The sequence below is a fragment of the Phenylobacterium sp. genome (assembly GCF_044358365.1).
In the GTDB taxonomy this organism is placed as follows: domain Bacteria; phylum Pseudomonadota; class Alphaproteobacteria; order Caulobacterales; family Caulobacteraceae; genus Phenylobacterium.
Genome location: NZ_JBIKNZ010000014.1, coordinates 11,766 through 36,924 on the forward strand (window position 1 = coordinate 11,766; position 25,159 = coordinate 36,924).

Sequence of the window (25,159 nt, forward strand, 5' to 3'; positions counted from 1 at the left end):
CAACCAGATTGAGGACGCCCCATGACCGAGATCAATTCGGTGACCACGCTCACCCACGACGGCGATGTCGCCGTGATCACCCTCAACTCACCGCCGGTGAATGCGCTGTCGGGCAATGTCCGTCAGGGCCTGTATGACGGCTTCAAGGCGGCGGGCGCGTCCGACGCCAAGGCCATCGTGCTGATCTGCGAGGGTCGCACCTTCATCGCCGGCGCCGACATCAGCGAGTTTGGCGCGGCGGCGGGAACGCCGACCGCCTCGCTGTTCGACGTTCAGGACATGATGGAGAACGCCAAGGTTCCCGTGGTGGCTGCGATCCACGGCACGGCGCTGGGCGGCGGGCTGGAAGTGGCGCTGTGCGCCCACTACCGCGTGGCTGTTCCGTCGGCCCGCCTGGGCCTGCCGGAAGTGGCGCTTGGTCTGCTGCCGGGCGCCGGCGGCACCCAGCGTCTGCCCCGGGTGGTCGGCGTCGAGACCGCGCTGGAGATGATGACGTCCGGCCGCCATGTGCCGGCGCCGGAGGCTGCGAAGCTGGGTCTGGTCGATGAGCTGGCAGAAGAGGGCAAACTTAAGGAAGCCGCCCTGGCCTTCGCCAACAAGTGCGTTGCCGAGAACAAGCCACTGGTGAAGATCAGCGAGAACAACACGAAGCTCGAGGCCGCCAGGGGCAAGCCGGAGATCTTCGCGGCGTTCCGCAAGGCTAACGCCCGCAAGTTCCGGGGCTTCGCCGCGCCGGAAGCCAACATCAAGTGCATCGAGGCGGCGGTGAATTCGGCCAGCTTCGACGAAGGCCTGAAGGCCGAGCGCAAGCTGTTCGGCGAACTGATGATGGGCAGCCAGTCGGCGGCGCAGCGCTACTACTTCTTTGCCGAGCGTCAGGCCCAGAAGATCCCCGGCATCGCCGATGACATTCCGCTCAGGCCGATCAAGAAGGTGGGCGTGATCGGTGCAGGCACCATGGGCGGCGGGATCGCGATGAACTTCGCCAACGTCGGCATCCCGGTGGTGATCGTCGAGCAGCAACAGGCGCCGCTGGACAAGGGCCTGGCCACCATCCGTAGCAACTATGAGCGCTCGCGCACCGCCAAGCCCGAGGAGACGGCCAAGCGGATCAGCCTGATCACCGGCTCGCTCTCCATGGAAGAGGCGTTTGCGGACGTCGATCTGGTGATCGAAGCCGTGTTCGAGCGGATGGACATCAAGAAGGACATCTTCACGAAGCTGGACGCTATCTGCAAGCCGGGCGCGATCCTGGCGACCAACACGTCCGGGCTCAATATTGACGAGATCGCCTCGGTGACGAAGCGTCCTCAGGACGTGATCGGCCTTCACTTCTTCTCACCGGCCAATGTGATGAAGCTGCTGGAAATCGTCCGCGCCGACCATACGGCGGACGACGTGATCATGACCTCGATGAAGCTCTCGAAGCAGATTGGCAAGATCGCCGCCCTGGTGGGTGTCTGCCCCGGCTTCGTGGGCAACCGGATCCTGGGTCAACGCCAGCGTGAAGCCCAGAAGCTGGTGCTGGAAGGCGCCATGCCCTGGGACGTGGATCGCGTGCTCTACGACTTCGGCTTCCCCATGGGCCCGTTCGCCATGAGCGATCTTGCCGGTCTCGATATCGGCTGGGTGAAGGAAAAGTCCAACGGCGAGACGATCCGCGACGTGCTGTGCGAAGCCGACCGCCGCGGCCAGAAGACGGGCGCCGGTTACTACGACTACGACGAGAACCGCAACGCTCAGCCCAGCGCCTTCACCGAGAAGGTGATCCACGACTTCATCGTCAAGTCCGGCGCCAACCCGCGCAAGATCGACGATGAGGAAATCCTGGAGCGTTGCATCTATCCGATGATCAATGAGGCGGTGAAGATCCTCGAGGAAGGCAAGGCCATCCGGGCGTCAGACATCGATGTGGTCTGGGTGAACGGCTACGGCTGGCCGGTCTATCGCGGCGGGCCGATGTTCTACGGGGACCTGATCGGCGGCCCGGCTGTGGTGCTGAAGAAGATGCAGGAGTTCGAGGCCAAGATGGGCGATCAGTTCAAGCCGGCCGCCCTTCTGGAAAAGCTGGTCGCCGAGGGCAAGAAGTTCTCCGACCTGAAGGGCTGAGGCTCCAGGGTCAGAAACGTCGCGGGCGGGTCTGTGATCTGCCCGCGATGAGTTTCACGCAGCGCTACGGGACCGCCTTGAATTCCACGTCGATGGTCAGCGTCACGTTGTCACCGATCGCCGGCACGTAGGCGGAGACGCCAAAGTCAGACCGCTTGATCGTGGTGGTCGCGGCAAACCCCAGTGAGTAAACCTTGTCCAGCGGGTTCGCGCCCGCCTGATTGAACACCGCCTTGAGTGTCACCGGCTTGGTGACGTCCTTCAGCGTAAGCTCGCCCTGGATGTCGGCGGTCGTGTCGCCGGTCCGGGTGACCTTGGTTGATTTGAACGAGGCCGTCGGAAACTTCGCCGTGTCCAGGAAGCCCGGCGCCTTCAGGTTCTTGTCGAGGGTGGCGTTCAGCGTGCCGATCTTGGTGGTGTCGATCGTCACATGAAGTTCGGTTGCGCCCAGGTTGGCGGGGTCGAGCTTCATCGTCCCGTTCACATCCGGAAACTGGCCCACATAGCTGGAGAAGCCGAAGTGGGTGACGGCCCAGGTCACTTTCGAATGGCTGGCGTCGAGTTTGTACGCGCCCGCCTTCACCTCGGCGGGCACCTTGGTCATCTGGGCCTGGGCGACGGAGGCAAGGCAGAACGCGGCGGTGAGGCCGAGGATCAGGGGTGAGCGGCGCATGGGGGGCCTTTCGAGGTTGCGGGGTCTGACCCTACGCGAAATCCCGCGTCAGTTCTGCGCGACTGGCCGGCGAAAGTGCGGCCAGGTGACCGTACCGCTCATGTTCGCAGCCCACCATGATCTGGGTGGCCGGATCGCGGAACACGGCGATATGGGCGGGGCTGAGCGGGAACCTCAGGAAGTGGACCGCAGAGGTCTTGCCATCCTCGCGGGTGCGCTCGACATCGCCTTCGGGAACGCCCATCACCTTGTCGGCGCCAACCTGCAGGAAGAAGCAGTCCTCGGCGCCGCCGAGACGCCCCAGCAGCGCTTCACGCCGGACCGGGTCATCGATTTCGAACATCACCGTGGCCACCAGCTCGGACCCATTGGGGATCAACGGGTTGTAGGCGGCCAGTTCGTCGGGAACCTGGGCCGCGCCACCCTTTTCCACCAGCAGCATCTCCTGGATCTGGAAGAGCATGGTGTCGTAGCTCTCGAAATAGAAGGTGCAATAGGGGCCCAGCGCCACCCGGCGCAGCCGCTTGGACGGCAGCAACTCGGCCCGCCATTCCTTCCGACGCTTTGCGAACTCTGCGTCAGGCAACAGGTCTTCTTTTTTGATCATACGGCTTTCCAGCGGCATCAGCGGATCCCATAGGCTTGGGCGAAAATCTCGACAGGGTGAGCTTCGCGGGGGGCTTTCGGGCTGTCCGGTTTGGCCTCGTCGGCCAGGATCTGGCCGAGGTGTTTGCAGGCCAGCGGACAGTCGGAGCAAAGGATTGCGTTCGCCTTGGTCGCAACCTGGCGCGCCGCCGGCCGCCCGACCTTCAGCGCCATCGGACGTGTGTCTTTCATCACGCCGAAGGTGCCGCCGTGGCCGGAGCAGCGCTCGACGATGTCGACTTTGGTCTCCGGAATCAGGCGCAGCATCTCCGCCGACTTGGCGCCCATATTCTGGGCCCGGGAATGGCAGGAGTGGTGGAAGGTGACGCCGCCCTCGACCGGCGTCAGGCCGGGGGCGAGACCCAGCGACTTCGACAATTCGACCACATACTCGGAAACGTCCCGCGTGGCGGCAGACAACTGTTTCACGGCGGCGTCCTCAGGCAGGATCAGCGGCCACTCGAACTTCATCATCAGCCCGCAGGAGGCAGTCAGCGCGACCACCTGATAGCCCTCGTCAATCAGGGGGGCGAAGACGGCGGCTACCCGCCGGGCCTTGCCGGCCACGTCGGCCACATCGCCGGCCTCCAGCTGGGGCATGCCGCAGCATTCCGGATAGACCAGCTTGACCTCAACCCCTTGCAGCGCCAGCACCTTCGCTGCGGCGACAGCGGTGTCCGGGGCGTTGTAGTCCACGAAACAGGTGGCATAGAGCGCGACCTTGCGCAGTCCGAATGCCGGGCCCTCAGGGTTCGGCGCCAGGGGCGTTTTCAGGCGGTCTGCCGCCGTCTTCGAATGGTACTGAGGCAGGCTGGCCTCGGCGTCGATCCCGGCCACGGCGTCCAGCATCTTGCGGAGCGGCGTGTTCTCGCGGGCGCTGGCCCAGTTGGCGAGGCCGGCAACCGGCCTGGCCAACTTGCCGTTGCGATCCGTCAGGCCCAGTTGCTCGCGCACGAAGTCCTTTTCACCCGCCCGGCGTTTGGCCGCCCGATAGCGCAGGATCAGGTGCGGGAAATCCAGGTCGAACTCGTGCGGCGGCACATAGGGACACTTGGTCAGGAAGCACATGTCGCAGAGCGTGCAGGCGTCGGCGACCTTGGCGTAGTCTTTCTTGTCGACGCTATCGAGCTCGCCGGTCGGGCTCTCATCGACCATGTCGAACAACTTGGGGAAGCTGTCACACAGATTGAAACAGCGCCGGCAGCCGTGACAGATGTCGAACACCCGCTCCATCTCGGCCTCGACCTTGGCCAGGTCGTAGTAATCCTCATCCTGCCAGAGGATCGGACGGCGGAACGGCGCGTCGAGGCTGCCTTCGCGGGGCGGCGTTGAGGTCGGACTATCGGCCATGGAATTTGTCCTTCTCCTCTCCCAAAGGCGTTCGCCAGATCACGCTATGCTGGCGGAGGCGACCGCTTCCCTTCTCACACAAGGGGAGAAGGGAAGCCTGTAAGTTTTCGCCTATTCCATCGTGTCCAGGGCGCGCTGGAAGCGACCGGCGTGGGACTTCTCGGCCTTGGCCAGGGTCTCGAACCAGTCGGCGATCTCGTCGTAGCCTTCTTCACGGGCCGTGCGGGCCATGCCCGGGTACATGTCGGTGTACTCGTGGGTCTCTCCGGCGATGGCGGCTTTCAGGTTGTCGCCGGTGGGGCCGATCGGCAGGCCGGTGGCCGGATCGCCGACGCTTTCCATGAACTCGAGATGACCGTGCGCGTGGCCGGTCTCGCCCTCGGCGGTGGAGCGGAACACGGCGGCCACGTCATTGTAGCCTTCAACGTCGGCCTTCTGGGCGAAATAGAGGTAGCGACGGTTAGCCTGGCTCTCGCCGGCGAAGGCGGCCTTCAGGTTCTCGATAGTCTTGCTGGTGGCAAGCGACATGGATCATCTCCTGTTGGGGTGCGCGAGGCTCCGAGCCTTCGCTGCGCGTCTGACGCGTGGGTTATGGACCTCCGATCAGGAGGACGACAACATGATATCCTCTATACTGCTCATAGAGCCGCTCTATGCCCCCAGGCCCCGGAACATAATCACCCTGACGCGCCGGATTTAGGACGGAACATGCTACCTGCGATACGCAGTGTCGATAACGCGATCTTAACGGGCGTCGGTTTTAAACGAACATTGATATCCATTTGCGTACTTGATTGAGGCGCGATCTGGCATGCGAAACGCGAAGGCGAAAATTCTGATCGTCGACGATCAGGCGCCGTTCAGACAAGTGCAGCGCACAGGCCTGCGCGCCCTGGGATATCTGGATATCCGGGAGGCGGAAGACGGCCTGGAAGCGCTAGAGATGCTATCCAGGACACGCCCTTCGGTTGTCGTGCTCGACTCCCTGATGCCCAGACTGGATGGTCTGGGCGTCCTGCGCGCCATCCGGGCTGACCCGGAGCTTGTGAAGTTGCCGGTCATCATGATGTCAGCCATGTCGGACGCACGCTACGTGGGCGCGTGCACGAGCCTTGGCATCGTAGGATTTCTGATCAAGCCGTTCACCATCGAAGCGCTGGCGAGCCGGATCGCCTGGTGCCTTCAGGATAACCGCAGCAGGAACAAGCCGTCTCCAGGAGACGTCGTTGGCCGCGCGAAAGTCGCCTGAGGCTCCACATCTAGCCCAATCGGCGGATGGCGTCGGCCACCAACGCCGGGTGCTCCAGGGTCACCATGTGGCCGGCCTCTGGAATCGATACCAGATCCGAGCCAGCGATGCCCTTCTTGAACCCGTGGGCATAGACCGGCGGGATCAGTCGGTCTGAGTCCCCCCAGATCACCACTGTCTTCGCCGTGATCCGGTACATCCGCGGCTGGAGCCCACGCTCGGGGATCGGGAACAGCAGGCGTCCTGCCATGCCCAGCTGGCGGGCGTTGGTGACCAGATAGGTCTGCAGGAAATTGGGGTCCGTGACATTGCGCCCGGCGGTCAACATGGCGGCGCCGGCTGCGGCGTCGTGGAACAGTAGCGCCGGCATCTCATAGGGAAGGGTGGCGAACAGGTCGGCGATGGGGTGTTCGTCATCCCAAAGGCCCGCCGGGCAGATCAGGGCCAGGCGCGAGACATCGTTGGGGGCCACAGCGGCCATCTCGGCGGCGATCATGCCGCCCATGGAGTGACCCACAAGGACAGGATCCTTCAGGCCCAGCGCCGCCACCACGTCCCAGGTGTGCAGCGTGAAATCCAGCATGTCGCGGATCTCAGGGCATTCCTCGCTGTCGCCATAGCCGGGGATCAGCGGGGCGTAGACGTGGTGGGTCTTCGCCAGCTCGGCCAGCAACGGATCATCGGCAGTGACGCCGCCGGCGCCATGCAGGAAGACCAGAGGCGGGCCGGATCCGCCCTCGAGGTAGCGGACCGGAACGTGGTGGGTCGATACGGCTTTCAGCTCCATGGTCTAGGTGTCTGGTCCCGGAGTGTGGGGGAATCAGCCAAGCTGATCCTTCATTCCGGGAGGACCTATGGGCCAGATACTCCATGGCAGCGCCACGACCACGTACGCCGTCCGAGCGGCGATACAGCGATCGAAAGCTCCGCTCAAGGAGCTAGCCACCCAGACCGAGCGGTTCTTCTCCCGGAAATCATCCGGCAGATAGGGCCAGGGCATCAGGTTGAACCAGGTGAATTTCATGGGGATCCCCTCCGGGCGCAGCCTCTGATGGGCTGTCATGGGATGACGATAGCCCAAGGGGGCCGGGCGCCAAGCGACATCACGCTGTCATCGATCTGTTCTATGCAAAACGAAACAAAGATCGATTGGAACCAAATTGCCTGCGGACGTATTTTCAAACCGACCTCAAGGAGTGAGCCCCATGTCCAGCCCTGACAAGACCATCGCCGCCGGCCTGTCGGGCCTGCTGGCCGACACCTATGCGGTCTATCTGAAGACCCACGGCTATCACTGGAACGTTCGCGGCCCGAATTTCTCCAGTCTGCACACCCTGTTCATGACGCAATACACCGAGATGTGGACCGCCATCGACCTGATCGCCGAGCGCATCCGCGCCCTGGGCGAGACCGCGCCGCAGGGCTACGGCGCCTTCGGCAAGCTCTCGGGCATCCAGGACGGCGACCCCGCGCGCAACGCCGAGGCCATGCTGCAGGAACTCCTGGCCGACCACGCCACCCTGATCGCCACCGCCAAGGCCGCCCGCGAAGGCGCCGACGACGTCACCGCCGCGGTGATCGACGCGCGGGTGGATGCGCATCAGAAGCATGCCTGGATGATCCGGGCGACGCTGGGTTAGGGGGTGGTGGGCTCATTCAGGCCCCAGTGGTAGCTGCCCAAGGTTGCCTCTACACTGGCGCGATGATGCCATGGATCGACCTCAAGGCCGTCTATGAACGCCTGAAGACAGAAAAGCAGTATGCTGGAGTGTGCATCCAGATTCAGCAGCTCTGGAGTCTTTACGCCATCCAAGCCGACCTCGACTTCGCACGCGGCGCGATCACTCAATTGATGAAAATAGGGCCCTCGGAAGACGGGCATCGACAAGCTACCAGCGAGGCCGAAGCTGCCATCTTCGACTCCCTCTTGGTCAATGCGGTTATCAGCTATTGCCGCGCGGCGGTCTCCGATGCGGCATCTGAACGGTTTTCCATGCTGGGAGATCGACACCTCAAGGGCGATAGAAAAGCGCAACACAAGCTGGTTGTCGACCTGCGGAACAAAGTCTTGGCCCACCACGGATACGGAGAATTTCATCCTGAGACGCCGTGGTTGCGCGATGCCCTCGTCTTCAGGGTCACGGAAACGCTCATCCGTGTCCGGGGCGTATACATCCGCCTCAACACGAGCAAGGACGTCATGGTCGCCCTCGACAGTGTGACCACCGCCGCGCTCGCACAGTGCGCCGAACTTGAGGTCAAGTTCAGAGAGGTATTATCGACCACGCTCCTGTCGCTCGGCCGAGACGAAGAATTTGTCGCCACGATCAAAGAGTGCGTATTCGATGGCCCGACGTTCTTCGGGGATCAACCAGGCTGGGATGCTGCCACGGGAGACTTCATCATAAAGGTTGGAGAGCGGACCTTCAGCGTGAAGGCTTGAGACAAGGGCTGAGAGGCGTCATCACGATGAATGCACCGGGCCGACTTTCGATGATACCATAACTATCCTCATGTGACCTATCGCACGCATTCGGCTAGAATGAGTGGATAGCTATCAAGTCACCTCAATATCTATCCTGCCGAGGACAGCTAGACTGCGAGAGATTGTCAGGCGGCAATCGCCGTCGCCGGGCCATAGTTTCACTTCGTGCTACAAGCTGACTCACATGCTGCTGGCCGCGGTGCTGGCCGCAATCTAAGCCGGACCGGAGGCTAGGGCAGCGACGCGCCGCGACTGACTCAGAATGTCCAATCTTCCGCGTCGATGAGCGCCAAAAGATTAATGCAGGGAACGCCCTCGGCCTGGCACACGAAGGGGATGCGCGGCTTCTCCGCAGATCCGCCCTGCTCTTCGGTGACAACAGTGAGCACTGGATCGCCCGCGAGCGCCTGAGCGATCACAAACGGGTCGCCACCGGACTTTCCTTTCCCGGTGTCGACAAGCTTGGGATAAGCGGCCATCACGTGGACCACAGCACCTTGCACATCGTCGTCGATTTCGCGGAATAGCGCGGCTTTTCGATCCTTCGCCCAGGCGCGGAGCTCATCGTCCTTTCTTTCCAGTTCATTGAAGACCTCGATTGAAGCGACCAACCGCTCCTCATCGATCAGCTCGTCGATGCGCTTCCAAAGGCCCGGGAATCGCTTCGGCGGATAGGCGCGGTGCCAGCCATGAACGAGGCAACTCGTGTCGATGCTGTACACCGTTGCCGGCATCAGGCCATGCCGACCTGGGACGCGATGACGGGAATATGCCGCACCTTAACGCCAAGGTACCCCGACACGTCAGACAGTGTAATGCGGTCCTGGTGGTAGTTCTCAATGACCGCCCGAATGAAGGGACGGCCAAAATCCGCGATCGTCTCGAGCGGCATGTTCCGAGGAATGCCTTGATCCCCGCGACCTTCCCGCTCACGCTGGCGCTGGGCCCGAAACTCGGCGGCGTATTGCGCGCGCTTCCGATTGTAGAAATCCTGAGTTACTCGACCAAAGGTTAGCAGCCGTCGAACAACACCTTCGCGGCTCGTATTGTACGAACCCGACAAGACTTCGATTGCATCGTCAGGCCATTCCTGGACCCCGGGACGTTGTGTCAACAGCGGCTCCGCCAAGAAGGCTGCACGCGGAATCAATGTGGCGGCTGCAACATGATTGCAAAACACCTCCACCGCGGCATCGGCGGCCGGGCGGGGTGCATCCACATCCAGTTCAGACACACCCGACTGGCGCAGCATTAGGTGCGCGAGCTCATGCAGGAGACTGAAGGTGCGCCGAGGATATACATCCTTCCGATTGACGACGATCAGCGGGAACTTTTCCGCCCACAAGGCAAAGCCGGACGCTTCGTCGCTCTCGATTCGCGAGGCCTGGAAGACGAGCACGCCAGCCTCTTCGATCTTGGTCCGCCACTCGCGGAATGCGTGAAGTTGGTTTCCCCAGCGCGACTGTTGGTCTCGCCGAACGCGAAACGCCGCCCTTATCTGTTCACCCACCGCTTCCGGATCAGCACGGAGGGTCGTAGTCAAAGTGAATGATGCCGGCTTCGCCAAGTTTTCTTCGTAGAGTTCGATCGCCAATTGACGGCGTTGCTGCGCGCGTCGCACCTCGAGGCTGAGTCCTGGCGAGAATCGGCGGGGTCCGAAGTCCGGCAGCCGTCGGAAGTCGTGCATAGCCTGGAAATCGGTGGGCGGCTCGGGGAGATACAAAACCGCAAGAGGCCGCTTGTAGAGCGCCGCCATTTTCCGGAGCTGAGAAATAGAAGGCTGGTCGTCACCGGCTTCCCAAGACGCTAGGACATAGTCAGCGATCTTCAACCTCTCGGCGGCCACTGGCAGATCATAGCCAGCGGTGTCACGCGCCCATGTCAGTAGGGCGGGGTTTATCGTGGCTTTGAATCGCTTCGCCATGCTCCCCTCCCTGGTGAAAACGCGGACAACCATCTTACACGATGGGTTAACGCCATCCTATAGTAGTGAGGTGGCGGTAGTCAGGCGTTCAAATGCAATCCGCCCCCAATCCCCCATCCCCCACACCACATCTCGACATCGCCCCCTGCGGCGTAGACTTATGGCGCATCGCTTCGCTTCGGACGCCGCCTTGCCCAGACTCCTGCCCCTCGCCGCTGCCCTCGCCGCCCTCGCCCTGGCCGGTTGTCAGGATACGGTCCAGCGGCCCGCGTGCCCGCCGGGCAAGGTCTGTCTGGAGTATGGCAACAATGCCGAGCCGCAGACGCTGGATCCGGGCAAGGCCAATCTGGTGGATGAGGCCTCGATCATCGGTGATCTGATCATGGGTCTGACCACCGATGCGCCGGACGCCTCGCCCATGCCCGGCGCCGCCACCCACTGGGAGACCAGCGCCGACGGGCTGGTCTGGACGTTTCATCTGCGGCCCTCGACGTGGTCGGATGGGGCGCGGGTGACGGCGGATGACTTCGTGTTTGGCCTGCGCCGCACGCTGGATCCGAAGACCGCCTCGATCTACGCCTACCTGCTCTATGTGATCAAAGGCGGGCAGGCGGTGAATGAGGGCAAGGCGCCGCTCACCTCGCTGGGCGTGCGGGCCATCGACCCGCTGACGCTGGAGATCACGCTGGCGCACCCCGCGCCCTATCTGCCGGAACTGACCAAGCACCAGAGCTTCTTCCCGGCGCCCCGGCATGTGGTGGAGAAGCTGGGCGACGCCTGGGTGCAACCGGGGAACTATGTGTCCAACGGGCCCTTCAAGCTGACCGCCTGGAAGCTGGGCGACAAGATCACCGTGGAGAAGAACCCCCTGTTCTGGGACGCGAAGAACGTGTGCCTGGACCGCATCAACTATTACCCCACGCCCGATGTGGTGAGCGCCGAGCGCCAGGTGGCGCGGGGCGAGCTGGACATCAACACCAGCTTCCAGTCCAACCGCTATCAGCGCCTGAAGGCCGAGATGCCCGATACGGTGCGCGTGGATGTGGGCACCGCGACCTCATACCTCTCGTTCAACACGCGCGATGTGGCGGCTTTCAAGGATCGGCGGGTGCGCCGGGCCCTGTCCATGACCATCGACCGGGAGTTCATCACGCGGGAGCTGCTGCGCGCCGGGCAGGAGCCGGCCTATGCCTTCGTGCCGCCGATCACCGCCAACTATGTAAAGGGTCCAAGGCTGCGCTGGGCCGACAAGCCGTTCGCCCAGAGGCAGGCGGAGGCGCGCGCCCTGCTGGCCGAAGCCGGCTATACAGCCAGGCGGCCACTGAAGATCACCATCCTGTCGGCCAACAACTCCAACACCCTGCTGTTGATGGAGGCGGTGCAGGCCGACTGGCGGGCCATCGGGGTGGAGGTGACGCTGCAGCAGAACGAGGGCGCGGTCGCCTTTGCGGCCTATCGCAACCGCGCCTTCGAGGTGGGCTCCATGAGCTGGTTCGCCGACTTCAACGATCCGGTGACCTTCCTGGGCCTGCTGAAATCCGACACCGGCGGGCAGAACTATGGCGACTACAAGAGCCCGACCTACGACGCCCTGCTGGCTCGCGCCGATCAGGAGCCGGACATCGGCAAGCGCGCGCGGATCCTGGCCGAGGCCGAACAGCTGATGCTGGACGAGGAAGCCATCGCGCCGATCTTCTATGTGGTGAACCGCAATCTGGTCAGCCCTCGCGTCACCGGCTGGGTCGCCAACCCCCCCAATTTCCACCGGACGCGGTGGATGTGCCTGAAGGGCTGAGGTTGCGGGCGCCGAGGGGATCGATGCGCAATTCCGGAGTAACGCGCTCAGTGCTGAGTGCCTTCGCCCCTTGTGGGAGAAGGTGGCAGGCGAAGCCTGACGGATGAGGGGTCGCGCCGCCCTATCGAAATGATTTCAATGCCTTATCGGAGAGGACTATCGACCCCTCATCCGACCTCGCTTCGCGAGGCCACCTTCTCCCACAAGGGGCGAAGGGGCGGGTGAGCCAATTCTACGACCAACGTAAATGACGCTACGGTCCCGGAAGGGGGAGAACCATGAGCCAACAGACAAAACCCGCAAACCGCGCCGGCCTGGTGGTGCTGATCTGCTTTCTGATCGCCGCCATCGAGGGTTATGACATCCAGGCGTTCGGGATCGCTGCGCCGCAGCTGGTGGCCGATCTGGGGCTGACGCCGGCGCAGCAGGGCTGGGCCGCCAGCGTGGCCATGGTGGGTCTGGTGATCGGCGCCTTTGCGGGCGGCTGGTTCGCGGACCGGATCGGCCGCAAGCCGGTGCTGATGGCCTCGGTCGCCGCCTTCGGCCTGTTCTCGCTGGCGACGGCGTTCAGCCCCACCTACGACACCCTACTCTGGGCCCGGTTCGCCACCGGAATCGGCTTTGGCGGGGCGATGCCGAACCTGATCGCCATCGCCACCGAGATCGCCCGGCCAGAGCGCAGAGCCGGCACGGTGGCGGCGATGTTCTGCGGCATGCCGACGGGCGGCGCCATTGCCGCGCTGGTGGGCCGGGTGGCGGGCGAGGCGCTGGACTGGCGGATGATCTTCATCGCCGGCGGGGTGATCCCGTTGCTGCTGCTGCCGCTGATCGCGCGCTGGCTGCCGGAGACGCGGCCCGAGCCCCAGGCCGGGGCGGATCACAGCCTGCCGCGCGCCCTGTTCGGCGAAGGTCGCGCCTTGCCGACGGTGCTGTTGTGGCTGGTCTTCATGATGACGCTGGTGGTGCTCTACCTGGCGCTCAACTGGCTGCCGACCTTGGTGATCGCCAAGGGCCAGGCGCCCGCCGAGGGGTTTGCCGCGGCCATGGCGTTCAACCTGGCCGGGGTGGTCGGATCGCTGGGGATCGCCGCCCTGACCGACAGGGCCGGATGGCGCTGGCCGCTGGTGGGGGTCTATCTGGGACTGGCCGCAGCCATGGCCGGGCTGGCGTCGGCCGGGGCCGCGCCGATGATCCTGATCCTCTCGGCCGCCGCCGGGTTTCTGGTGATGGGCGCCCAGTTCTCGCTCTATGCCGTGGCGCCCCGGCTTTACCCCGCCCACGTCCGGGCCGCCGGCGCCGGTACGGCAGTAGCCGTGGGCCGTTTCGGGTCGATCATCGGGCCTCTGATTGCGGGGGAATTGCGCAATGCCGGGGTGACCGCCGATGCGGTGATCCTCTCGATGGCCCCGGTCGCCCTGATCGCCGCTGTGGCGCTGGCGGCTCTGGCGCGGACGGCTCGGGATCAGGCCTAGCCAGGGATCACATTCGCCTTCCGTCGGGTGAAAGCACTTGGCTCAGGCGCTAACTTTCGCCATTCAACGCTCAACGAAGGGTCGCGTATGCCGCGACGGTCCTGGGGAATAGTCTTGGCGCCGGCGGGGTCGACGGAACAGGCGGGAGAGCACGGCCCGCTCCTCGACGCGCTGATCGAGAAGCGCGAGAGCCTTCTGCTGTTCCTGGCGTCGCGGACCCGCTGCATGGCGACCGCCGAGGACCTGATCCAGGATCTCTACATCAAGGTCGCGGCCGTGGACGCCGGAGCGGATGTCCGGGCGCCGGTGGCCATGCTCTATCGGATGGCTGCAAACCTGATGGTGGACCATGTCCGCAGTACGCAGCGTGCGTCACGACGCAACGGGCAATGGCGGATGGACACCCATGCCACCGTGGGCGGGGAGGACGTCGCCGGCGAACCGGCGGCCGACGAGGTGCTGGTGGCGAAAGAGCGGGTGCATCTGTTGGCCGAAGCGGTGGCCGCCCTGCCCCCCAAGATGGGCCAGGCGTTCCGGCTTCACAAGCTTGAGGGACAGAGCCAGGCCGAGACGGCGCGCGCCATGGGGGTGTCCGTCAAAATGGTCGAGAAGCACATCCAGGCCGCGATCGCCAACCTGGCGCAGAGGTTGCGTACGTGAGGACGGATGAATCTTTCGCCCGACCTAGGGGTAGAGCCGCGCGGCGCCGTCTCTTCCGCTGTTCGGCGCAGACCGCGCAGATCGAGCAGGCTGGCTGATGATTGGCATTGTAAGCGACGAGGAAGGGACGATGGCGAACGCCAGCGCCTGGCTCGCGCGCCTGCAGCGCGACGATGTCTCCGAAGCCGACGCCCTTGAATTCGAAAGCTGGCTGGCGGAATCGCCGGCCAACGCAGTCGCCTACCGTCGCACCCTTGCGCTCTGGCACGAATATGAAGCCGCAGCAGATGCTGTGCTCGTCGAACTTTCGGCGGCAAACCGGCCTGTACGGACGCTAGCCCGGCCCGGGCTCTCGCGTCGCTGGCTGGTGGGCGGCGGCGGGTTCGCCGTTGCGGCCGGGCTGGCGATTGCGGTCATGCCCTCGCTGCTGGCCGGACCCGCGATCCAGAGTTATGCGACGGGCAAGGGACAGCATCAGCGGATCACCCTGGCCGACGGCTCGGTGGTCGACCTCGATGCCGAGACCAAACTCAGCGTGAGCTTCAGCCGGGGCGCGCGGCGCGTCACCCTGGCCGACGGCGAGGCGATCTTCGACGTCGCGCATGACGCGGGTCGTCCGTTCACCGTGGCGGCGTCGAACCACGTCGTCCGCGTCGTCGGAACCCAGTTCGACGTCCGCAATCGCCATGACGGGCTGAGCGTGACGGTGGCCCGCGGGAAGGTGGATGTCCGTCCGGCCAAGGCTGCGACATCAGGTCGCGCTTTCCTGCTCACGGCGGGCCAGAGGCTGGAGATTGACGGGACGGGTCTTGAAAGGCTGAGCGCGGTCGATCCGCAGGAAACCTTCAGCTGGCGCTCTGGTCGGCTGGTTTATCGCGCCGAACCGCTGGCCAATGTGGTGGCCGACCTGAACCGCCAGTTTGTCGAACAGATCGAAGTTTCCGATCCCGAGCTCGGCCGGACGCCGGTCACCGGCGTAATTGTGCTGGACGACCAAGCTTCGGTTGTTGCGCGCCTGAGCTTGATGCTGCCTATAAGATCGATACCTTCTGGCGAGAAGCTGCTGCTTCTCCGGAAGTAGGGCGCGCGTCAGGTCGGAGCGGAATATCCTTGATCGTCGGCATCTGGTAGCCGCTGCCTTTCTGGCGACGGCATTCGGAATCGGCGACTCCGCCGAGGCTGCATCGGCGCGTATCCGCTTCGAGATCGAACCCCAGACCTACGCCGAGGCGCTGCTGGATATCGCCCAGCAGGCCAACGTCACCCTGATCGGTGCGGCGTCCTGCGACGGCTACTCGGCAACCCGCCTTTCCGGCGCCCTGACGCTGGAGCAGGCGCTCACCAGGACACTGACCGGCGCGCGCTGCACCTGGCGCATGATCGCCCCCGGCGCAGTGGAGATCTCTCCGATCCCCCGGATTGAGCCGCCGAAGCCGGATCCCCCCGTCACCTTGACCGACGTTCTGGTCACCGCCACCAAGCGGGTTCGCAATGCACGCGAACTGGCCGTGGCCATCACCACCATCCCGCGCGTGGGGCTGGAGGCGACCGGCGCGTCGGACGCGGGCCAGGCGGCCAGCCAGTTCGCCGGCGTGCTGGTGACGAATCTCGGTCCCGGACGCAACAAGCTGTTGCTGCGGGGCCTTTCGGACGGCGCCCACACCGGTCGAACGCGATCGACCGTGGCCACCTACCTCGATGAGATCCCGGTAAACTACAATGCGCCGGATCCAGACCTTCGCCTGGTTGATGTGGAGCGACTGGAGGTGGCCCGGGGGCCCCAGGGGGCCCTGTTCGGAGCGGGCTCACTCAGCGGCGTCTATCGGATTGTCACCCGCAAGCCCGACCTCGTGGACTTCTCGGCCGAGGTTCGCGCCACAGGCGCCATCACCCGGGGCGGCGCCCCCAGCGGCGCGGTGGAGGGACATGTAAATGTGCCCATTGAGGCCCTCAACCTGGGCATCCGGCTGTCGGCCTACGATGAGGTTCAGGGCGGTTATCTGGACGACATCCTGCAGCAACGCCGCAACGTCGATCAGACGGTCCGGCGCGGCGGCCGCCTGATGGTGGCCTTCGAACCCAATGACACCTGGTCGGCGACGCTTACGGTGGCGGGCCAGCACCTGCGCTCGCGCGATACGCACTACACGGCCCCTGGCATGGGGCTGAAGCGCGCGGTCCGCATCCGCGAGCCGCACGTGAACGATATCGAACTGGCGACGGCGACGATCAAGGGATCCTGGGGCTGGGGTGATCTGGTCTCCTCGACCGGCGTGGTGCAGCATCGCTACGGCAGCATTTTCGACGCCACCGCCACCAAGGACCTCTACACCCGGACCGGGGTGACCTCGGCCTATTCCGAGCGGACGCGAACGCGGATGCTGGTGCAGGACCTCTATGTGACCTCCCGGGGCGCGGGGCCGCTGGAGTGGCTGGCCGGGATCTACGGTTCCTACACGGCCGTGGAGTCGCCGACAGAATACTCGGTCCAGCTGCCCCGGGTGCCGCTCATTCCGGTGTACGGCGATGATCGGCGCGACCGCATCCGTGAGCTCGCCGCCTATGGAGAGGGATCCTATCGACTGACGCCGGATGTCACCCTGGCCCTTGGCGCACGCGTCTTCGCCGTCCACACCCGGACCCTTTCCGATGTGGATTCCGAAAACTTCGCGCCCCGCTCGCTGGACCGGTCGGTGGACTTCCGGGGCGTGTCGCCGAAGATTTCGATGACCTGGGCGATCAGCCCCGGGAACATGGCCTATGCAGTCGCCTCGGAAGGCTATCGGTCCGGGGGGATCAATTCCGGTGGCGCGGTGCCGTTGGCGGAGAAACGCTCAACATTCAGGCCTGACCGCCTGATCAACCTTGAGGCCGGACTGAAGCTGGAGGGACTGTCGCGGGCGCTGTCGATGAACTCGTCGGTATTCTATGACTTGTGGAACAACATCCAGACCGACCAGTATCGCCCGTCCGGCGTGCCCTACACCATCAATGCTGGCGACGCCCGGGTGCTGGGCATGGAGACCGAGATCGCGGCGCGGGCGGGAGGCTTCACGGCCCAGATCAACGGTCGCGTTTCGACGGTCAGGATCTCGGACGCCAATTCAGACTTCACCGCCAGGGTCGTGAACGCCTTGCCCGGCGCGCCCGCATTTTCCGGAGGCGCCCTGCTCAGCTACGAGCAGGCGCTGATCGGCGACTGGACCCTGCGGCTGGTCGGCCAGTTCACCTATGTGGGGCCGTCGCGTGTCACCTTCGATGCCAGCCAGCCGAAAACCGGGGGGTTCGTTCGCACCAAACTTTCCGCCGAAGTCTTCGGCGCTCTGGCCGGGCGACCGGTGGGCCTGCAGGTTTACGCTTTGAATCCGCTGGATTCTTTCAGCGACACTTTCGCGTTCGGCAACCCCTTCAATCCTGGCCTCGTTCGCCAGATCACCCCGCAACGGCCGGTGACGGTGGGGATCACCCTTTCCGCCGCAATTTAATTTTCGGGCGCGCGTAGGGAAAGCTCTACCGCGTGACGTCTCTTCCAAGATCCTGGGCTTTCTGGAGAAGTTCAGGTCGGATATTGCGCCTCTGACCGGGCGCAGCAGTCAGATGCAGCGCGTGTTCCGAGCCCAAGGTCGCGTTGCAGAGGGCTGGGCGGTCCTGACGATGGAGAGCGTCAGGACCGCGCCTTCCCCCATGACTCACAAATGAAAGTGATTTGGCCGACGGGAATGTTGGTGTTAAGGTCCGCAGGCTAATCGCAGCCAGCTCGGACTGCGGCAGGCGACGTGCCGGATCTCCAGTCACGGTGCTCGTCAAGACCATCGCCCCGGCACGAGGACGTCACACCTCGGTCGGGGCTTCTTGATTCCGGCGCATAGGCGCCAGCTGGCTCCTGGAATCGACGCGCTGCAGGCTGGCCGACCGTCCGGGTCCGGGCCATCAGCGGCGGCATTGATATGTCGGAGCGAGGAGGCTTAAGTTGACGCCACCGTCACTTTTGGGCATCGGGTAGGGTATGAGCGATGCACATGTGGTGATCCTGGGCGCGGGGCATGCAGGGGGAACCGCTGCGGCTCTGTTGCGCCAGTATGGCCATGAGGGTGCGATCACCCTGATCGGCGATGAACCGATCCCGCCGTATCAGCGGCCGCCACTCAGCAAGGCCTGGTTGAAGGGTGAGGCCGACGCCGACTCGCTGGCCCTGAAGCCGCTGGAATTCTACGCCGAGAACAAAATCGACTTCCGATCCGATGTGACGGCGACAGCGATCGACCGCGCGGCCCGGACGGTGGCACTGTCGAACGGCGATACGCTCAGCTACGACACCCTGATCCTGGCAACCGGCGCGCGAGCCATCGCCCTGCCGATCCCTGGCGCGGACCTGGCGGGCATCATGTTCCTGCGCACGGCGGCCCACGCCGAGGCGCTCAAGGCCGCCTTGGGACCGGGCAAGACCCTGGCCGTGGTGGGGGGCGGCTATATCGGCCTCGAAGTCGCCGCCTCCGGTCGCGCCCTGGGCGCCCAGGTGGTGGTGATCGAGCGTGAGGCCCGCCTGCTGGCCCGCGTTGCGGCCGAGCCACTCTCGACCTTCTTCAAGGCTTATCACGAAAAGCACGGCGTTCACTTCGAACTGGGCGCCAGCGTGACCGGGTTCGAAGGCCAGGACGGCAAGGTCACCGGCGTTGCTCTGGCCGACGGCCGTACGATCGCCTGCGACGCTGCGGTGGTGGGGGTCGGCGCGCACCCCAACGATGAACTGGCCAGGGCTGCCGGCCTGGAAACCTCGCGCGGCGTGGTCGTGGACCTGGACGCGCGCACCTCTGACCCCGCCATCTTCGCCATCGGCGACGTGGCCTACCGGCCGATGCCGATCTACGATCGCATGTTCCGTATGGAAAGCGTGCCCAACGCCCTGGAACAGGCCAAGCAGGTCGCTTGCGCCATCATGGGCCGCCCGCGCCCGGCCGGGGAGTGCCCCTGGCAGTGGTCGGACCAGTTTGACCTGAAGCTCCAGATCGCCGGCTACGCGTTCGACGCGGACAGCGTGATCCTGCGCGGCGATCCCGCGACCGCGAAGTTCGCAATCTTCCATCTGAAGGGTGACCAGGTGCAATCCGTGGAGGCGATCAACTCGCCGCCCGAGTTCATGATGGGCAAGCTTCTGATCCTGAATCGCAAGCCGGTGGACAAAGCCAGACTTGCGGACCCAACCATTTCCATGAAAGAGGTCGCCGCCTGAACGCGGCGTATGAGGGGCGTATGGCTAAAGTCACCTATATCCAGCACGACGGCACCGAAACCGTCATCGACGTCAAGACCGGCCTGACCGTCATGGAAGGCGCCGTGAAGAACAACATCCCCGGCATCGACGCCGACTGCGGCGGGGCGTGCGCCTGCGCCACCTGCCACGTCTATGTGAAGGACGAATGGCTGGCCAAGACCGGTACAAAGTCGGCCATGGAAGAGTCCATGCTGGACTTTGCCGAGGGCGTTGAGCCCAATAGTCGCCTGGCCTGCCAGATCAAGATGAGCGACGCGCTTGACGGCCTGGTCGTCAATCTGCCGGAAAGCCAGCACTAGAAAGACTGCCTGACAGGCTCCCCCCACATCGCGCGGGAGAAGAGGTTGGCCGCCGCTTTTTGCCTTGCGCCGGCGCGTTCGTGGCCCGATCGTTCCGCCATGTCCGATGATCCCGACGAGACCCCGCTCCAGCGGGTGCTCCGCCTGAAACAGGCGGCGCTGGCCGCGCGGCCCAGGCCGCCCAGGGGCGGACGGTTCCAGCGCGAGCAGGCGGCGGCGAAGGGCGGCTCCGGCAAACGGGCGCCGTGGGTTTCGCGGTAGGGCATGCTGGAGTTTCGCCGCCTTGATCGGCACACCCAGCCAGGCCTTCTGATCTCCGGAGCCCGCAATTCGACCGGGTCTGAGGGACGACGGGATCCAAAGTCGTTGGAGGCCATGTGGCGTGACCCTCGCCGTCCGCCGACAGCGGGCGCAGGGTACAGCGGAGGGCGGAGAATGCTGAGAGTCTGGATCGGGCTGGCGCTGGCCCTCTGGTGCGCCGGGGCGACGGCGGCGCCGCTGAGCCGGCCGGGTATCGATGCGCCGGAGTTGGCCCGACTGGGGCCACATGGGGTAGGTCTGCGCGCAATCACCCTCATCGACCGCAACCAGCCGGGCGGGGCGGAGCGGCCTTTGCCGGTGGACATCTGGTATCCGGCAATGGTGCGGGCGGGCGCCAGGACGGTCACCTATGCTGACACCCTGCCCAGCGAGCCGCCGCGCAAGCCGGCGGCATTTACAGTCGAGGGACTGGCGGTGCGCGGCGCGTCGCCGGTCGCGGGGCGGTTTCCGCTGGTGATCGTCTCGCACGGCTACAGCGGGACGCCGGCGGCCATGACCTGGCTGACCGAGAACCTGGCCTCCAAGGGCTATGTGGTGGCCGCGATCCACCACCGCGATCCAGATATCAGCGACCTGTCCAGGGCTGGACAACCGTTGATGCGGCGACCGCTGGACATCAGCTTTGTCGCACGAACCCTGATTGCCCAGGCGCGGGATGGTAGCCTCGCCAACCTCGATCCTGATCGGGTGGCGGTGGTCGGCTATTCCATGGGCGGCTACGGCGCCCTGACCGTGGCCGGGGCCAGCCTTGACCCCACCGGACGGGCCGCGCTGGCTGTGCCGGGGGGCCAGATGAAGCCCTATGCGCGCGGTGGGGAACTGGCGGGCGTCTTTGCGATTCCCGAGCTGAAAGCCGTGGCGGTGATGGCCCCCGCGGGGGGCGGGAGCTTCAGGGCCTGGGGGCCGGTTGGCCTTGCCGAGCTCAAAACCCCCTTGCTGGTGATCGGCGGGGACCGCGACCGCACGGTGGGTTTCGCCGACGGGGTGCGGACGATCTTTGAGCAGGCGGTGAGGGCCGACCGCTATCTGCTGGTGTTCCAGAACGGCGGTCACAACATCGGCATGAACGGCGCGCCGGATCAGATGCGAACTCAGATCTGGGATCAGGACTGGTTCGAGGACCCGGTCTGGAGCAAGGCGCGCACGGCGGCGATCCAGCAGCACATGATCACCGCCTTCCTGGACTATTGGGTCAAAGGTGATGCGAGCCGTCTGGCGTACCTGGCCACTGATACAGCATTCTCCAACGCCACGAGATGGCCGGCGGGCGGGCCCGCAGGCTACGGGGCCATCAGCCCCGGCGGGCCGGGCGCGACGTGGAAGGGGTTTCCCCGCAACCACGCCGTCGGCCTTGAACTGCATCACGCCACGGCGGCGCCCTAAAGCCGAATCCAGCGGCCGGGACTCCCTGTCCCGGCAGGCGTTGAATCGAGAATTTCCGCGATGATCCCGGCAGACTCCACCAGGCGTGGGCCAGGACGATTGAAGAAGTGATGGCCGTCGGCAGCAAACACCCGCCCCCGCCGGACGGCGGATAGCTCAGACCAGCCGGGTCTGCTCGAAAGCGGCGCCAAATCACCGATCGTTTGGGCGATCTGATAGCCGCAGGGCATCATGATGATGACATCGGGGTCGGCTTCGACGAAAGCCTCCCACGCCAGCCAGGGTGAGTGTTGCCCGACCGCGGCAAACAGGGGTTGGCCCCCGGCGATCTCGATCAGTTCCGGGACCCAGTTGCCCGCCGCCATCAAAGGATCGATCCATTCGATAGCCGCGACCGTAGGACGGCTGACATCGGGACGATGCCGGTTTCGCAGGACCTCAAGTCGAGTCTGAAGTTCATCTACAGCCCGTTCGGCTGCGGCTTCAGCGTGGGTGGCGGCGCCGACGCGACGCAGATCATCCCAGACATCGGAAAGGGTGTCCGGAGCGAGCGACAGCAACTGCGGCTGATCGCCCATCCACGCGCCTAGCGCCTCCTCGAGATCGCGCGGCGTGACGGCGCAGACGGCACACTGCGACTGGGTGAGGATTACATCCGGGGCAAGGGATCGCAGCAGTGGAGCGTCGACCTCGTAGACGGAAAGGCCCTGGCGGACGATCTCCTGAACCCGATTGTCGATCTCCAGCGACGTCAGCCCTTTCTGCAGCTTGGTGGCGGTGCAGACCGGCAGGGCGCGGATCCAGGGCGGAAAGTCGCACTCATGCGAGCGACCCAGGATTTCGGGGCCGAAACCCAGCGCCACGGCGATTTCCGTGGCGCTTGGCAGAAGGGAGACCAGCCTCGGCGCGACCGTCATCCCGCAAACCTCACCGCGGGGACGGGACCGAATTGATCCGGCGCGGCGTGGGAGAGGCCCAGCCGAAGCGCTGTCAGGACGGCAAGCCAGATCGCGTCGCTCACACCCACCTGGGCAACGATCTGCGGGGTGAACATGTCGGTTGATCCCGCGAGGCCGGCGTAGGCGAATGCGAACAACAGAAGTTCGTAGGCAAGGAATGCCAGGGCGAAGGCCGAGACCAGGCGCGTTACGACAAGGACTTCACCCTTGCCCACCACCGAGCGGGCAATGGCCAGGGCGGTCAGGCTTCCAAGGCCCAACACGACCCCCGACGCGAACGTCGGGGGTGTGAGTGGAAAACCCAGCAATGTGAAACCCAGAACCTGGTTGGCCAGCCAGATGACCACGACCGCCATGACCGCCTTGCGGATCGGCAGGGTCGCCGCCGCCGTGACCGCCAGCGCCACAAAGGGCATCAGGCAGGAGGCCGCCAGGGTTCCCACTAGCGTGGAGACCGCGAGGACGCCGACCCATATGTCCGACTCTCGCTGGGTCCTGTTCAGGGAGGGGGCGGGGGGCGATGTGACCGAGCCCATCAGAACCGCGCCCGCAGGCCGACATAGGCCGCACGACCGGGCGTGGCGAAGGAGAAGACGTCCTCGTAATCGGCGTTGAACAGGTTCTCGACGCGTCCGAACAGGGCAAGGCGTTGGTTGATCTTCAGATCACCGTTCAGGTTGACCAGGGTGTAGTCTTCCAGGGTCACGCGGGACGGCACGAAGTTGCGGTTGATGAAGGCCAGGTCGGTCTGGCGGCCCGTATAGCGGACGACAAGGTTGACCCCGCCCCGGTCGCCCGGTGCGCGCCAGTCGAGCGCAGCGCTGGCGATGTGATCCGGACGCCTGACTTCCTCGACACCGTTCTCGCGGGCGCGCAGGTAGGTATAGGACGCATCGATACGCCAGGCCGGGGTCAGCTGGGCCCGGACAAAGGTCTCGACCCCGCGCTGCTTTGAGAGGGTAGCGCGGTTTGCGGGCGAGGCGATGAAGCGCGGCGGCGGGAAGGTGGTGAAGATCTCGTCCTTCAGGCGGCTGTCGAAGTACGTCGCCCCCACCAGAATGGCGTCATCGGCAAACGCCCGCTCAACGCCGGCCTCCCAGCCTTCGGAGCGCTCGGGTTTGAGGTCTGGATTGCCGATGAAGCGGCCGTCAGCGAAGCCGTAGAGTTCATAGAAGCCAGGATTCTTGACACCGGACCCCGCGGCGGTGCGCAGGCGCAGGCCGTTGGCGAGGCGGTAACTGCCCTGGACCCGCCAGGTGGTGGCGTCGGCGAACCGGTCGTTGACGTCGTGGCGTAACGACGCGCCGAAAGCGGCGTTACCGTTGAGGTCGAGACCGTACTCACCGACGAGCCCCAGGTTGCCGGCATTGCGGCGGCCTCTTGAGGCGAAGCCGGAAGGGTCGGTGTTGCGGAAGGTCTCGCGCTCGGCGTCGGCGGCAAAGGTCAGGTGCTGGCGGGCAGTCTCCTGGCCGAACCGGAAGGTGGTCTCGTAAGCAGCCTTGCTGCGGCGGCCCTCGTTGCCGGAACTACGGCCGCGCAGGTTGAAGCCATCGCGCTGGTAGTCGGCGACCTGGGCCGAGAGGGCGTGGGTCCACCGGCCGTCCAGCAGGTCGAGTTCGCCGCGCAGGGATCCGTTCACAGAACGTTGTTCAAAGCGGACCCCTGGGCTGTCGATGATGAAGCCAAAGGTGGGGCTGGCGGTGCGGGAATCACTGTTGTTGTTGTCGCCTTCAGTGAGGGCAAAGCGGCCCACGGCGGTCAGACGCAGGTTTGGCGCGGGCGACCAGGTGGACTTGAGGGAAATCGCGCCGCTCTGGCGGCCCAGATTCCGCGTGCCGCCCCGGGCTCCGGGGGAGCCTTCGGTCGTGACGAGCGAGGCTGTCAGGGCGGCGTCGAGGTCGCCCACGACGCCAGCGATGCGGCCGGCGGCGTTCAGGCTACCAAATGAGCCGCCTTCGGTGCGGGCGCTGGCGCCTTGCGCCTCGCGACCTGTCGCGGTGATGTAGTGGATCACCCCGCCGATGGCGTCGGAGCCATAGAGGGCGCTCTGCTGGCCGCGCAGCACCTCAACGCGGGCGGCGTCATCGGCGATCAAAGAGCCGAAGTCGAACTCCCCGGCGAAGGGGTCCGACACCTCGATGCCGTCGATCAGGACCAGGGTGTGGTTGCCCTCGGTCCCGCGCAGGCGGACCTGGACCTGGCCGGGGATGCGACTGACGGCGACGCCCGGCACATCGCGCAGGATGTCGGAGACGTCGCGCAACTGGCGGCGTTCCAGAACCTCGGGTGAAAGCAGGGTGACGGAGCCGCCAATCTGCACCGTGGTTTGAGCCTGGCCCGAGCGGGTGGCGGTGACCACCAGGGTGTCCACCACGGTGGGTTTCGGGGTCTGGGCGGAGACCGCGTCGGGAGCGAGCGCAACAGCCAAGGCGATAAGAGAGATCAGAATTTTCATGACCAGAATCACATTCCGGGCGTCGAGCGAGGAATGGCCAGGGCGTCCGCGCGAACGGTCGATGTCGCCGGCGGACGGACGCGTGAGCATCCCCCGGCAAACACCGAT

24 protein-coding genes are annotated in these 25,159 nt (G+C 65.0%); 13 read left to right on the forward strand and 11 right to left on the reverse strand.

The window, feature by feature from the left end; translation table 11 throughout:
- Positions 1-21 precede the first annotated feature (21 nt).
- Positions 22-2,109, forward strand: a complete 2,088-nt coding sequence (locus ACIQ3B_RS05935) for a 3-hydroxyacyl-CoA dehydrogenase NAD-binding domain-containing protein (protein ID WP_397400584.1) — start codon at positions 22-24, stop codon at positions 2,107-2,109.
- Between the two features lie 64 nt (positions 2,110-2,173).
- On the opposite strand, the gene ACIQ3B_RS05940 is transcribed toward ACIQ3B_RS05935, so the two are convergent.
- The 4 genes from ACIQ3B_RS05940 to ACIQ3B_RS05955 all read right to left on the reverse strand — a co-directional run bounded on the left by ACIQ3B_RS05940 (position 2,174) and on the right by ACIQ3B_RS05955 (position 5,305).
- The gene (locus tag ACIQ3B_RS05940) at positions 2,174-2,782 is read right to left on the reverse strand and encodes a YceI family protein (RefSeq protein WP_397400586.1); all 609 of its coding nucleotides are present in this window, start codon (positions 2,780-2,782) and stop codon (positions 2,174-2,176) included.
- Between the two features lie 31 nt (positions 2,783-2,813).
- On the reverse strand, positions 2,814-3,389 hold the full coding sequence (locus ACIQ3B_RS05945) for a DUF3501 family protein (RefSeq protein WP_397400588.1): 576 nt from the start codon (positions 3,387-3,389) through the stop codon (positions 2,814-2,816).
- 17 nt (positions 3,390-3,406) lie between these two features.
- On the reverse strand, positions 3,407-4,777 hold the full coding sequence (locus ACIQ3B_RS05950) for a (Fe-S)-binding protein (RefSeq protein WP_397400590.1): 1,371 nt from the start codon (positions 4,775-4,777) through the stop codon (positions 3,407-3,409).
- A 111-nt stretch (positions 4,778-4,888) separates the two neighbouring features.
- Positions 4,889-5,305: a rubrerythrin family protein gene (locus ACIQ3B_RS05955; protein WP_397400592.1), complete on the reverse strand. Its 417-nt coding sequence runs from the start codon at positions 5,303-5,305 to the stop codon at positions 4,889-4,891.
- A gap of 283 nt (positions 5,306-5,588) precedes the next feature.
- Between ACIQ3B_RS05955 and ACIQ3B_RS05960 the strand changes: the two genes are divergently transcribed.
- Complete coding sequence (locus ACIQ3B_RS05960) at positions 5,589-6,026, forward strand: PleD family two-component system response regulator (RefSeq protein WP_397400594.1); 438 nt, start codon at positions 5,589-5,591, stop codon at positions 6,024-6,026.
- Between the two features lie 10 nt (positions 6,027-6,036).
- Here ACIQ3B_RS05960 and ACIQ3B_RS05965 read toward each other — a convergent pair whose 3' ends face one another.
- Entirely contained in the window at positions 6,037-6,813 is a 777-nt protein-coding gene (locus ACIQ3B_RS05965) for an alpha/beta fold hydrolase (RefSeq protein WP_397400596.1), read from the reverse strand.
- A gap of 33 nt (positions 6,814-6,846) precedes the next feature.
- A complete protein-coding gene (locus ACIQ3B_RS05970) occupies positions 6,847-7,050 on the reverse strand; it encodes a hypothetical protein (protein ID WP_397400597.1) in 204 nt (67 codons plus the stop codon).
- Positions 7,051-7,231: 181 nt separating this feature from the next.
- Here ACIQ3B_RS05970 and ACIQ3B_RS05975 point away from each other — a divergent pair, with 181 nt between their 5' ends.
- Together ACIQ3B_RS05975 and ACIQ3B_RS05980 are read left to right on the forward strand one after the other, a co-directional pair.
- Entirely contained in the window at positions 7,232-7,666 is a 435-nt protein-coding gene (locus tag ACIQ3B_RS05975) for a Dps family protein (RefSeq protein ID WP_397400599.1), read from the forward strand.
- A gap of 62 nt (positions 7,667-7,728) precedes the next feature.
- Complete coding sequence (locus ACIQ3B_RS05980; RefSeq protein WP_397400601.1) at positions 7,729-8,469, forward strand: hypothetical protein; 741 nt, start codon at positions 7,729-7,731, stop codon at positions 8,467-8,469.
- Positions 8,470-8,768: 299 nt separating this feature from the next.
- Here ACIQ3B_RS05980 and ACIQ3B_RS05985 read toward each other — a convergent pair whose 3' ends face one another.
- On the reverse strand, positions 8,769-9,245 hold the full coding sequence (locus ACIQ3B_RS05985; protein WP_397400603.1) for a DUF4411 family protein: 477 nt from the start codon (positions 9,243-9,245) through the stop codon (positions 8,769-8,771).
- Complete coding sequence (locus tag ACIQ3B_RS05990) at positions 9,245-10,435, reverse strand: ImmA/IrrE family metallo-endopeptidase (protein ID WP_397400605.1); 1,191 nt, start codon at positions 10,433-10,435, stop codon at positions 9,245-9,247. Before ACIQ3B_RS05990 ends, ACIQ3B_RS05985 begins: the two co-directional genes overlap by 1 nt.
- Before the next feature lie 160 nt (positions 10,436-10,595).
- Here ACIQ3B_RS05990 and ACIQ3B_RS05995 point away from each other — a divergent pair, with 160 nt between their 5' ends.
- The 9 genes from ACIQ3B_RS05995 to ACIQ3B_RS06035 all read left to right on the forward strand — a co-directional run bounded on the left by ACIQ3B_RS05995 (position 10,596) and on the right by ACIQ3B_RS06035 (position 21,637).
- Entirely contained in the window at positions 10,596-12,230 is a 1,635-nt protein-coding gene (locus tag ACIQ3B_RS05995; protein ID WP_397400607.1) for a peptide ABC transporter substrate-binding protein, read from the forward strand.
- 278 nt (positions 12,231-12,508) lie between these two features.
- Entirely contained in the window at positions 12,509-13,702 is a 1,194-nt protein-coding gene (mhpT, locus tag ACIQ3B_RS06000; protein ID WP_397400609.1) for a 3-(3-hydroxy-phenyl)propionate transporter MhpT, read from the forward strand.
- 114 nt (positions 13,703-13,816) lie between these two features.
- Entirely contained in the window at positions 13,817-14,362 is a 546-nt protein-coding gene (locus tag ACIQ3B_RS06005; RefSeq protein ID WP_397400611.1) for an RNA polymerase sigma factor, read from the forward strand.
- Positions 14,363-14,492: 130 nt separating this feature from the next.
- Positions 14,493-15,443: a FecR family protein gene (locus ACIQ3B_RS06010; protein WP_397400612.1), complete on the forward strand. Its 951-nt coding sequence runs from the start codon at positions 14,493-14,495 to the stop codon at positions 15,441-15,443.
- 370 nt (positions 15,444-15,813) lie between these two features.
- A complete protein-coding gene (locus tag ACIQ3B_RS06015; RefSeq protein WP_397400614.1) occupies positions 15,814-17,847 on the forward strand; it encodes a TonB-dependent receptor in 2,034 nt (677 codons plus the stop codon).
- Positions 17,848-18,368: 521 nt separating this feature from the next.
- On the forward strand, positions 18,369-19,592 hold the full coding sequence (locus ACIQ3B_RS06020) for an NAD(P)/FAD-dependent oxidoreductase (protein WP_397400616.1): 1,224 nt from the start codon (positions 18,369-18,371) through the stop codon (positions 19,590-19,592).
- 20 nt (positions 19,593-19,612) lie between these two features.
- Entirely contained in the window at positions 19,613-19,933 is a 321-nt protein-coding gene (locus tag ACIQ3B_RS06025) for a 2Fe-2S iron-sulfur cluster-binding protein (protein WP_397400618.1), read from the forward strand.
- 99 nt (positions 19,934-20,032) lie between these two features.
- Positions 20,033-20,194, forward strand: coding sequence for a hypothetical protein (locus ACIQ3B_RS06030; protein ID WP_397400620.1), 162 nt, complete (start codon positions 20,033-20,035; stop codon positions 20,192-20,194).
- Positions 20,195-20,368: 174 nt separating this feature from the next.
- The gene (locus tag ACIQ3B_RS06035; protein ID WP_397400622.1) at positions 20,369-21,637 is read left to right on the forward strand and encodes an alpha/beta hydrolase family protein; all 1,269 of its coding nucleotides are present in this window, start codon (positions 20,369-20,371) and stop codon (positions 21,635-21,637) included.
- Here ACIQ3B_RS06035 and ACIQ3B_RS06040 read toward each other — a convergent pair.
- Genes ACIQ3B_RS06040 through ACIQ3B_RS06050 form a run of 3 tightly spaced genes read right to left on the reverse strand, consistent with a single transcriptional unit; the run spans position 21,634 to position 25,051 of the window.
- Entirely contained in the window at positions 21,634-22,554 is a 921-nt protein-coding gene (locus ACIQ3B_RS06040; RefSeq protein WP_397400624.1) for a cobalamin-binding protein, read from the reverse strand. The genes ACIQ3B_RS06035 and ACIQ3B_RS06040 overlap by 4 nt on opposite strands.
- Positions 22,551-23,132, reverse strand: coding sequence for a hypothetical protein (locus ACIQ3B_RS06045; RefSeq protein WP_397400625.1), 582 nt, complete (start codon positions 23,130-23,132; stop codon positions 22,551-22,553). Before ACIQ3B_RS06045 ends, ACIQ3B_RS06040 begins: the two co-directional genes overlap by 4 nt.
- Positions 23,132-25,051 carry a TonB-dependent receptor plug domain-containing protein gene (locus ACIQ3B_RS06050; RefSeq protein WP_397400627.1) on the reverse strand — a complete coding sequence of 640 codons (1,920 nt, stop codon included), beginning with the start codon at positions 25,049-25,051 and terminating at the stop codon, positions 23,132-23,134. Before ACIQ3B_RS06050 ends, ACIQ3B_RS06045 begins: the two co-directional genes overlap by 1 nt.
- Between the last annotated feature and the right edge of the window lie 108 nt (positions 25,052-25,159).

Excerpts from the sequence above, each read along its gene's own strand:
- ACIQ3B_RS05935 (WP_397400584.1), top strand. The coding sequence starts at position 22 with ATGACCGAGATCAATTCGGTGACCACGCTCACCCACGACGGCGATGTC.
- ACIQ3B_RS05940 (WP_397400586.1), bottom strand. The coding sequence starts at position 2,782 with ATGCGCCGCTCACCCCTGATCCTCGGCCTCACCGCCGCGTTCTGCCTT.
- ACIQ3B_RS05980 (WP_397400601.1), top strand. The coding sequence starts at position 7,729 with ATGATGCCATGGATCGACCTCAAGGCCGTCTATGAACGCCTGAAGACA.
- ACIQ3B_RS06010 (WP_397400612.1), top strand. The coding sequence starts at position 14,493 with ATGGCGAACGCCAGCGCCTGGCTCGCGCGCCTGCAGCGCGACGATGTC.
- ACIQ3B_RS05975 (WP_397400599.1), top strand. The coding sequence starts at position 7,232 with ATGTCCAGCCCTGACAAGACCATCGCCGCCGGCCTGTCGGGCCTGCTG.
- ACIQ3B_RS06030 (WP_397400620.1), top strand. The coding sequence starts at position 20,033 with ATGTCCGATGATCCCGACGAGACCCCGCTCCAGCGGGTGCTCCGCCTG.
- ACIQ3B_RS06035 (WP_397400622.1), top strand. The coding sequence starts at position 20,369 with ATGCTGAGAGTCTGGATCGGGCTGGCGCTGGCCCTCTGGTGCGCCGGG.
- ACIQ3B_RS05955 (WP_397400592.1), bottom strand. The coding sequence starts at position 5,305 with ATGTCGCTTGCCACCAGCAAGACTATCGAGAACCTGAAGGCCGCCTTC.
- ACIQ3B_RS05995 (WP_397400607.1), top strand. The coding sequence starts at position 10,596 with ATGGCGCATCGCTTCGCTTCGGACGCCGCCTTGCCCAGACTCCTGCCC.
- mhpT (WP_397400609.1), top strand. The coding sequence starts at position 12,509 with ATGAGCCAACAGACAAAACCCGCAAACCGCGCCGGCCTGGTGGTGCTG.
- ACIQ3B_RS05950 (WP_397400590.1), bottom strand. The coding sequence starts at position 4,777 with ATGGCCGATAGTCCGACCTCAACGCCGCCCCGCGAAGGCAGCCTCGAC.
- ACIQ3B_RS05945 (WP_397400588.1), bottom strand. The coding sequence starts at position 3,389 with ATGATCAAAAAAGAAGACCTGTTGCCTGACGCAGAGTTCGCAAAGCGT.
- ACIQ3B_RS05970 (WP_397400597.1), bottom strand. The coding sequence starts at position 7,050 with ATGAAATTCACCTGGTTCAACCTGATGCCCTGGCCCTATCTGCCGGAT.
- ACIQ3B_RS05990 (WP_397400605.1), bottom strand. The coding sequence starts at position 10,435 with ATGGCGAAGCGATTCAAAGCCACGATAAACCCCGCCCTACTGACATGG.
- ACIQ3B_RS05965 (WP_397400596.1), bottom strand. The coding sequence starts at position 6,813 with ATGGAGCTGAAAGCCGTATCGACCCACCACGTTCCGGTCCGCTACCTC.
- ACIQ3B_RS06025 (WP_397400618.1), top strand. The coding sequence starts at position 19,613 with ATGGCTAAAGTCACCTATATCCAGCACGACGGCACCGAAACCGTCATC.
- ACIQ3B_RS06045 (WP_397400625.1), bottom strand. The coding sequence starts at position 23,132 with ATGGGCTCGGTCACATCGCCCCCCGCCCCCTCCCTGAACAGGACCCAG.
- ACIQ3B_RS05960 (WP_397400594.1), top strand. The coding sequence starts at position 5,589 with ATGCGAAACGCGAAGGCGAAAATTCTGATCGTCGACGATCAGGCGCCG.
- ACIQ3B_RS06020 (WP_397400616.1), top strand. The coding sequence starts at position 18,369 with ATGAGCGATGCACATGTGGTGATCCTGGGCGCGGGGCATGCAGGGGGA.
- ACIQ3B_RS06040 (WP_397400624.1), bottom strand. The coding sequence starts at position 22,554 with ATGACGGTCGCGCCGAGGCTGGTCTCCCTTCTGCCAAGCGCCACGGAA.
- ACIQ3B_RS06050 (WP_397400627.1), bottom strand. The coding sequence starts at position 25,051 with ATGAAAATTCTGATCTCTCTTATCGCCTTGGCTGTTGCGCTCGCTCCC.
- ACIQ3B_RS05985 (WP_397400603.1), bottom strand. The coding sequence starts at position 9,245 with ATGCCGGCAACGGTGTACAGCATCGACACGAGTTGCCTCGTTCATGGC.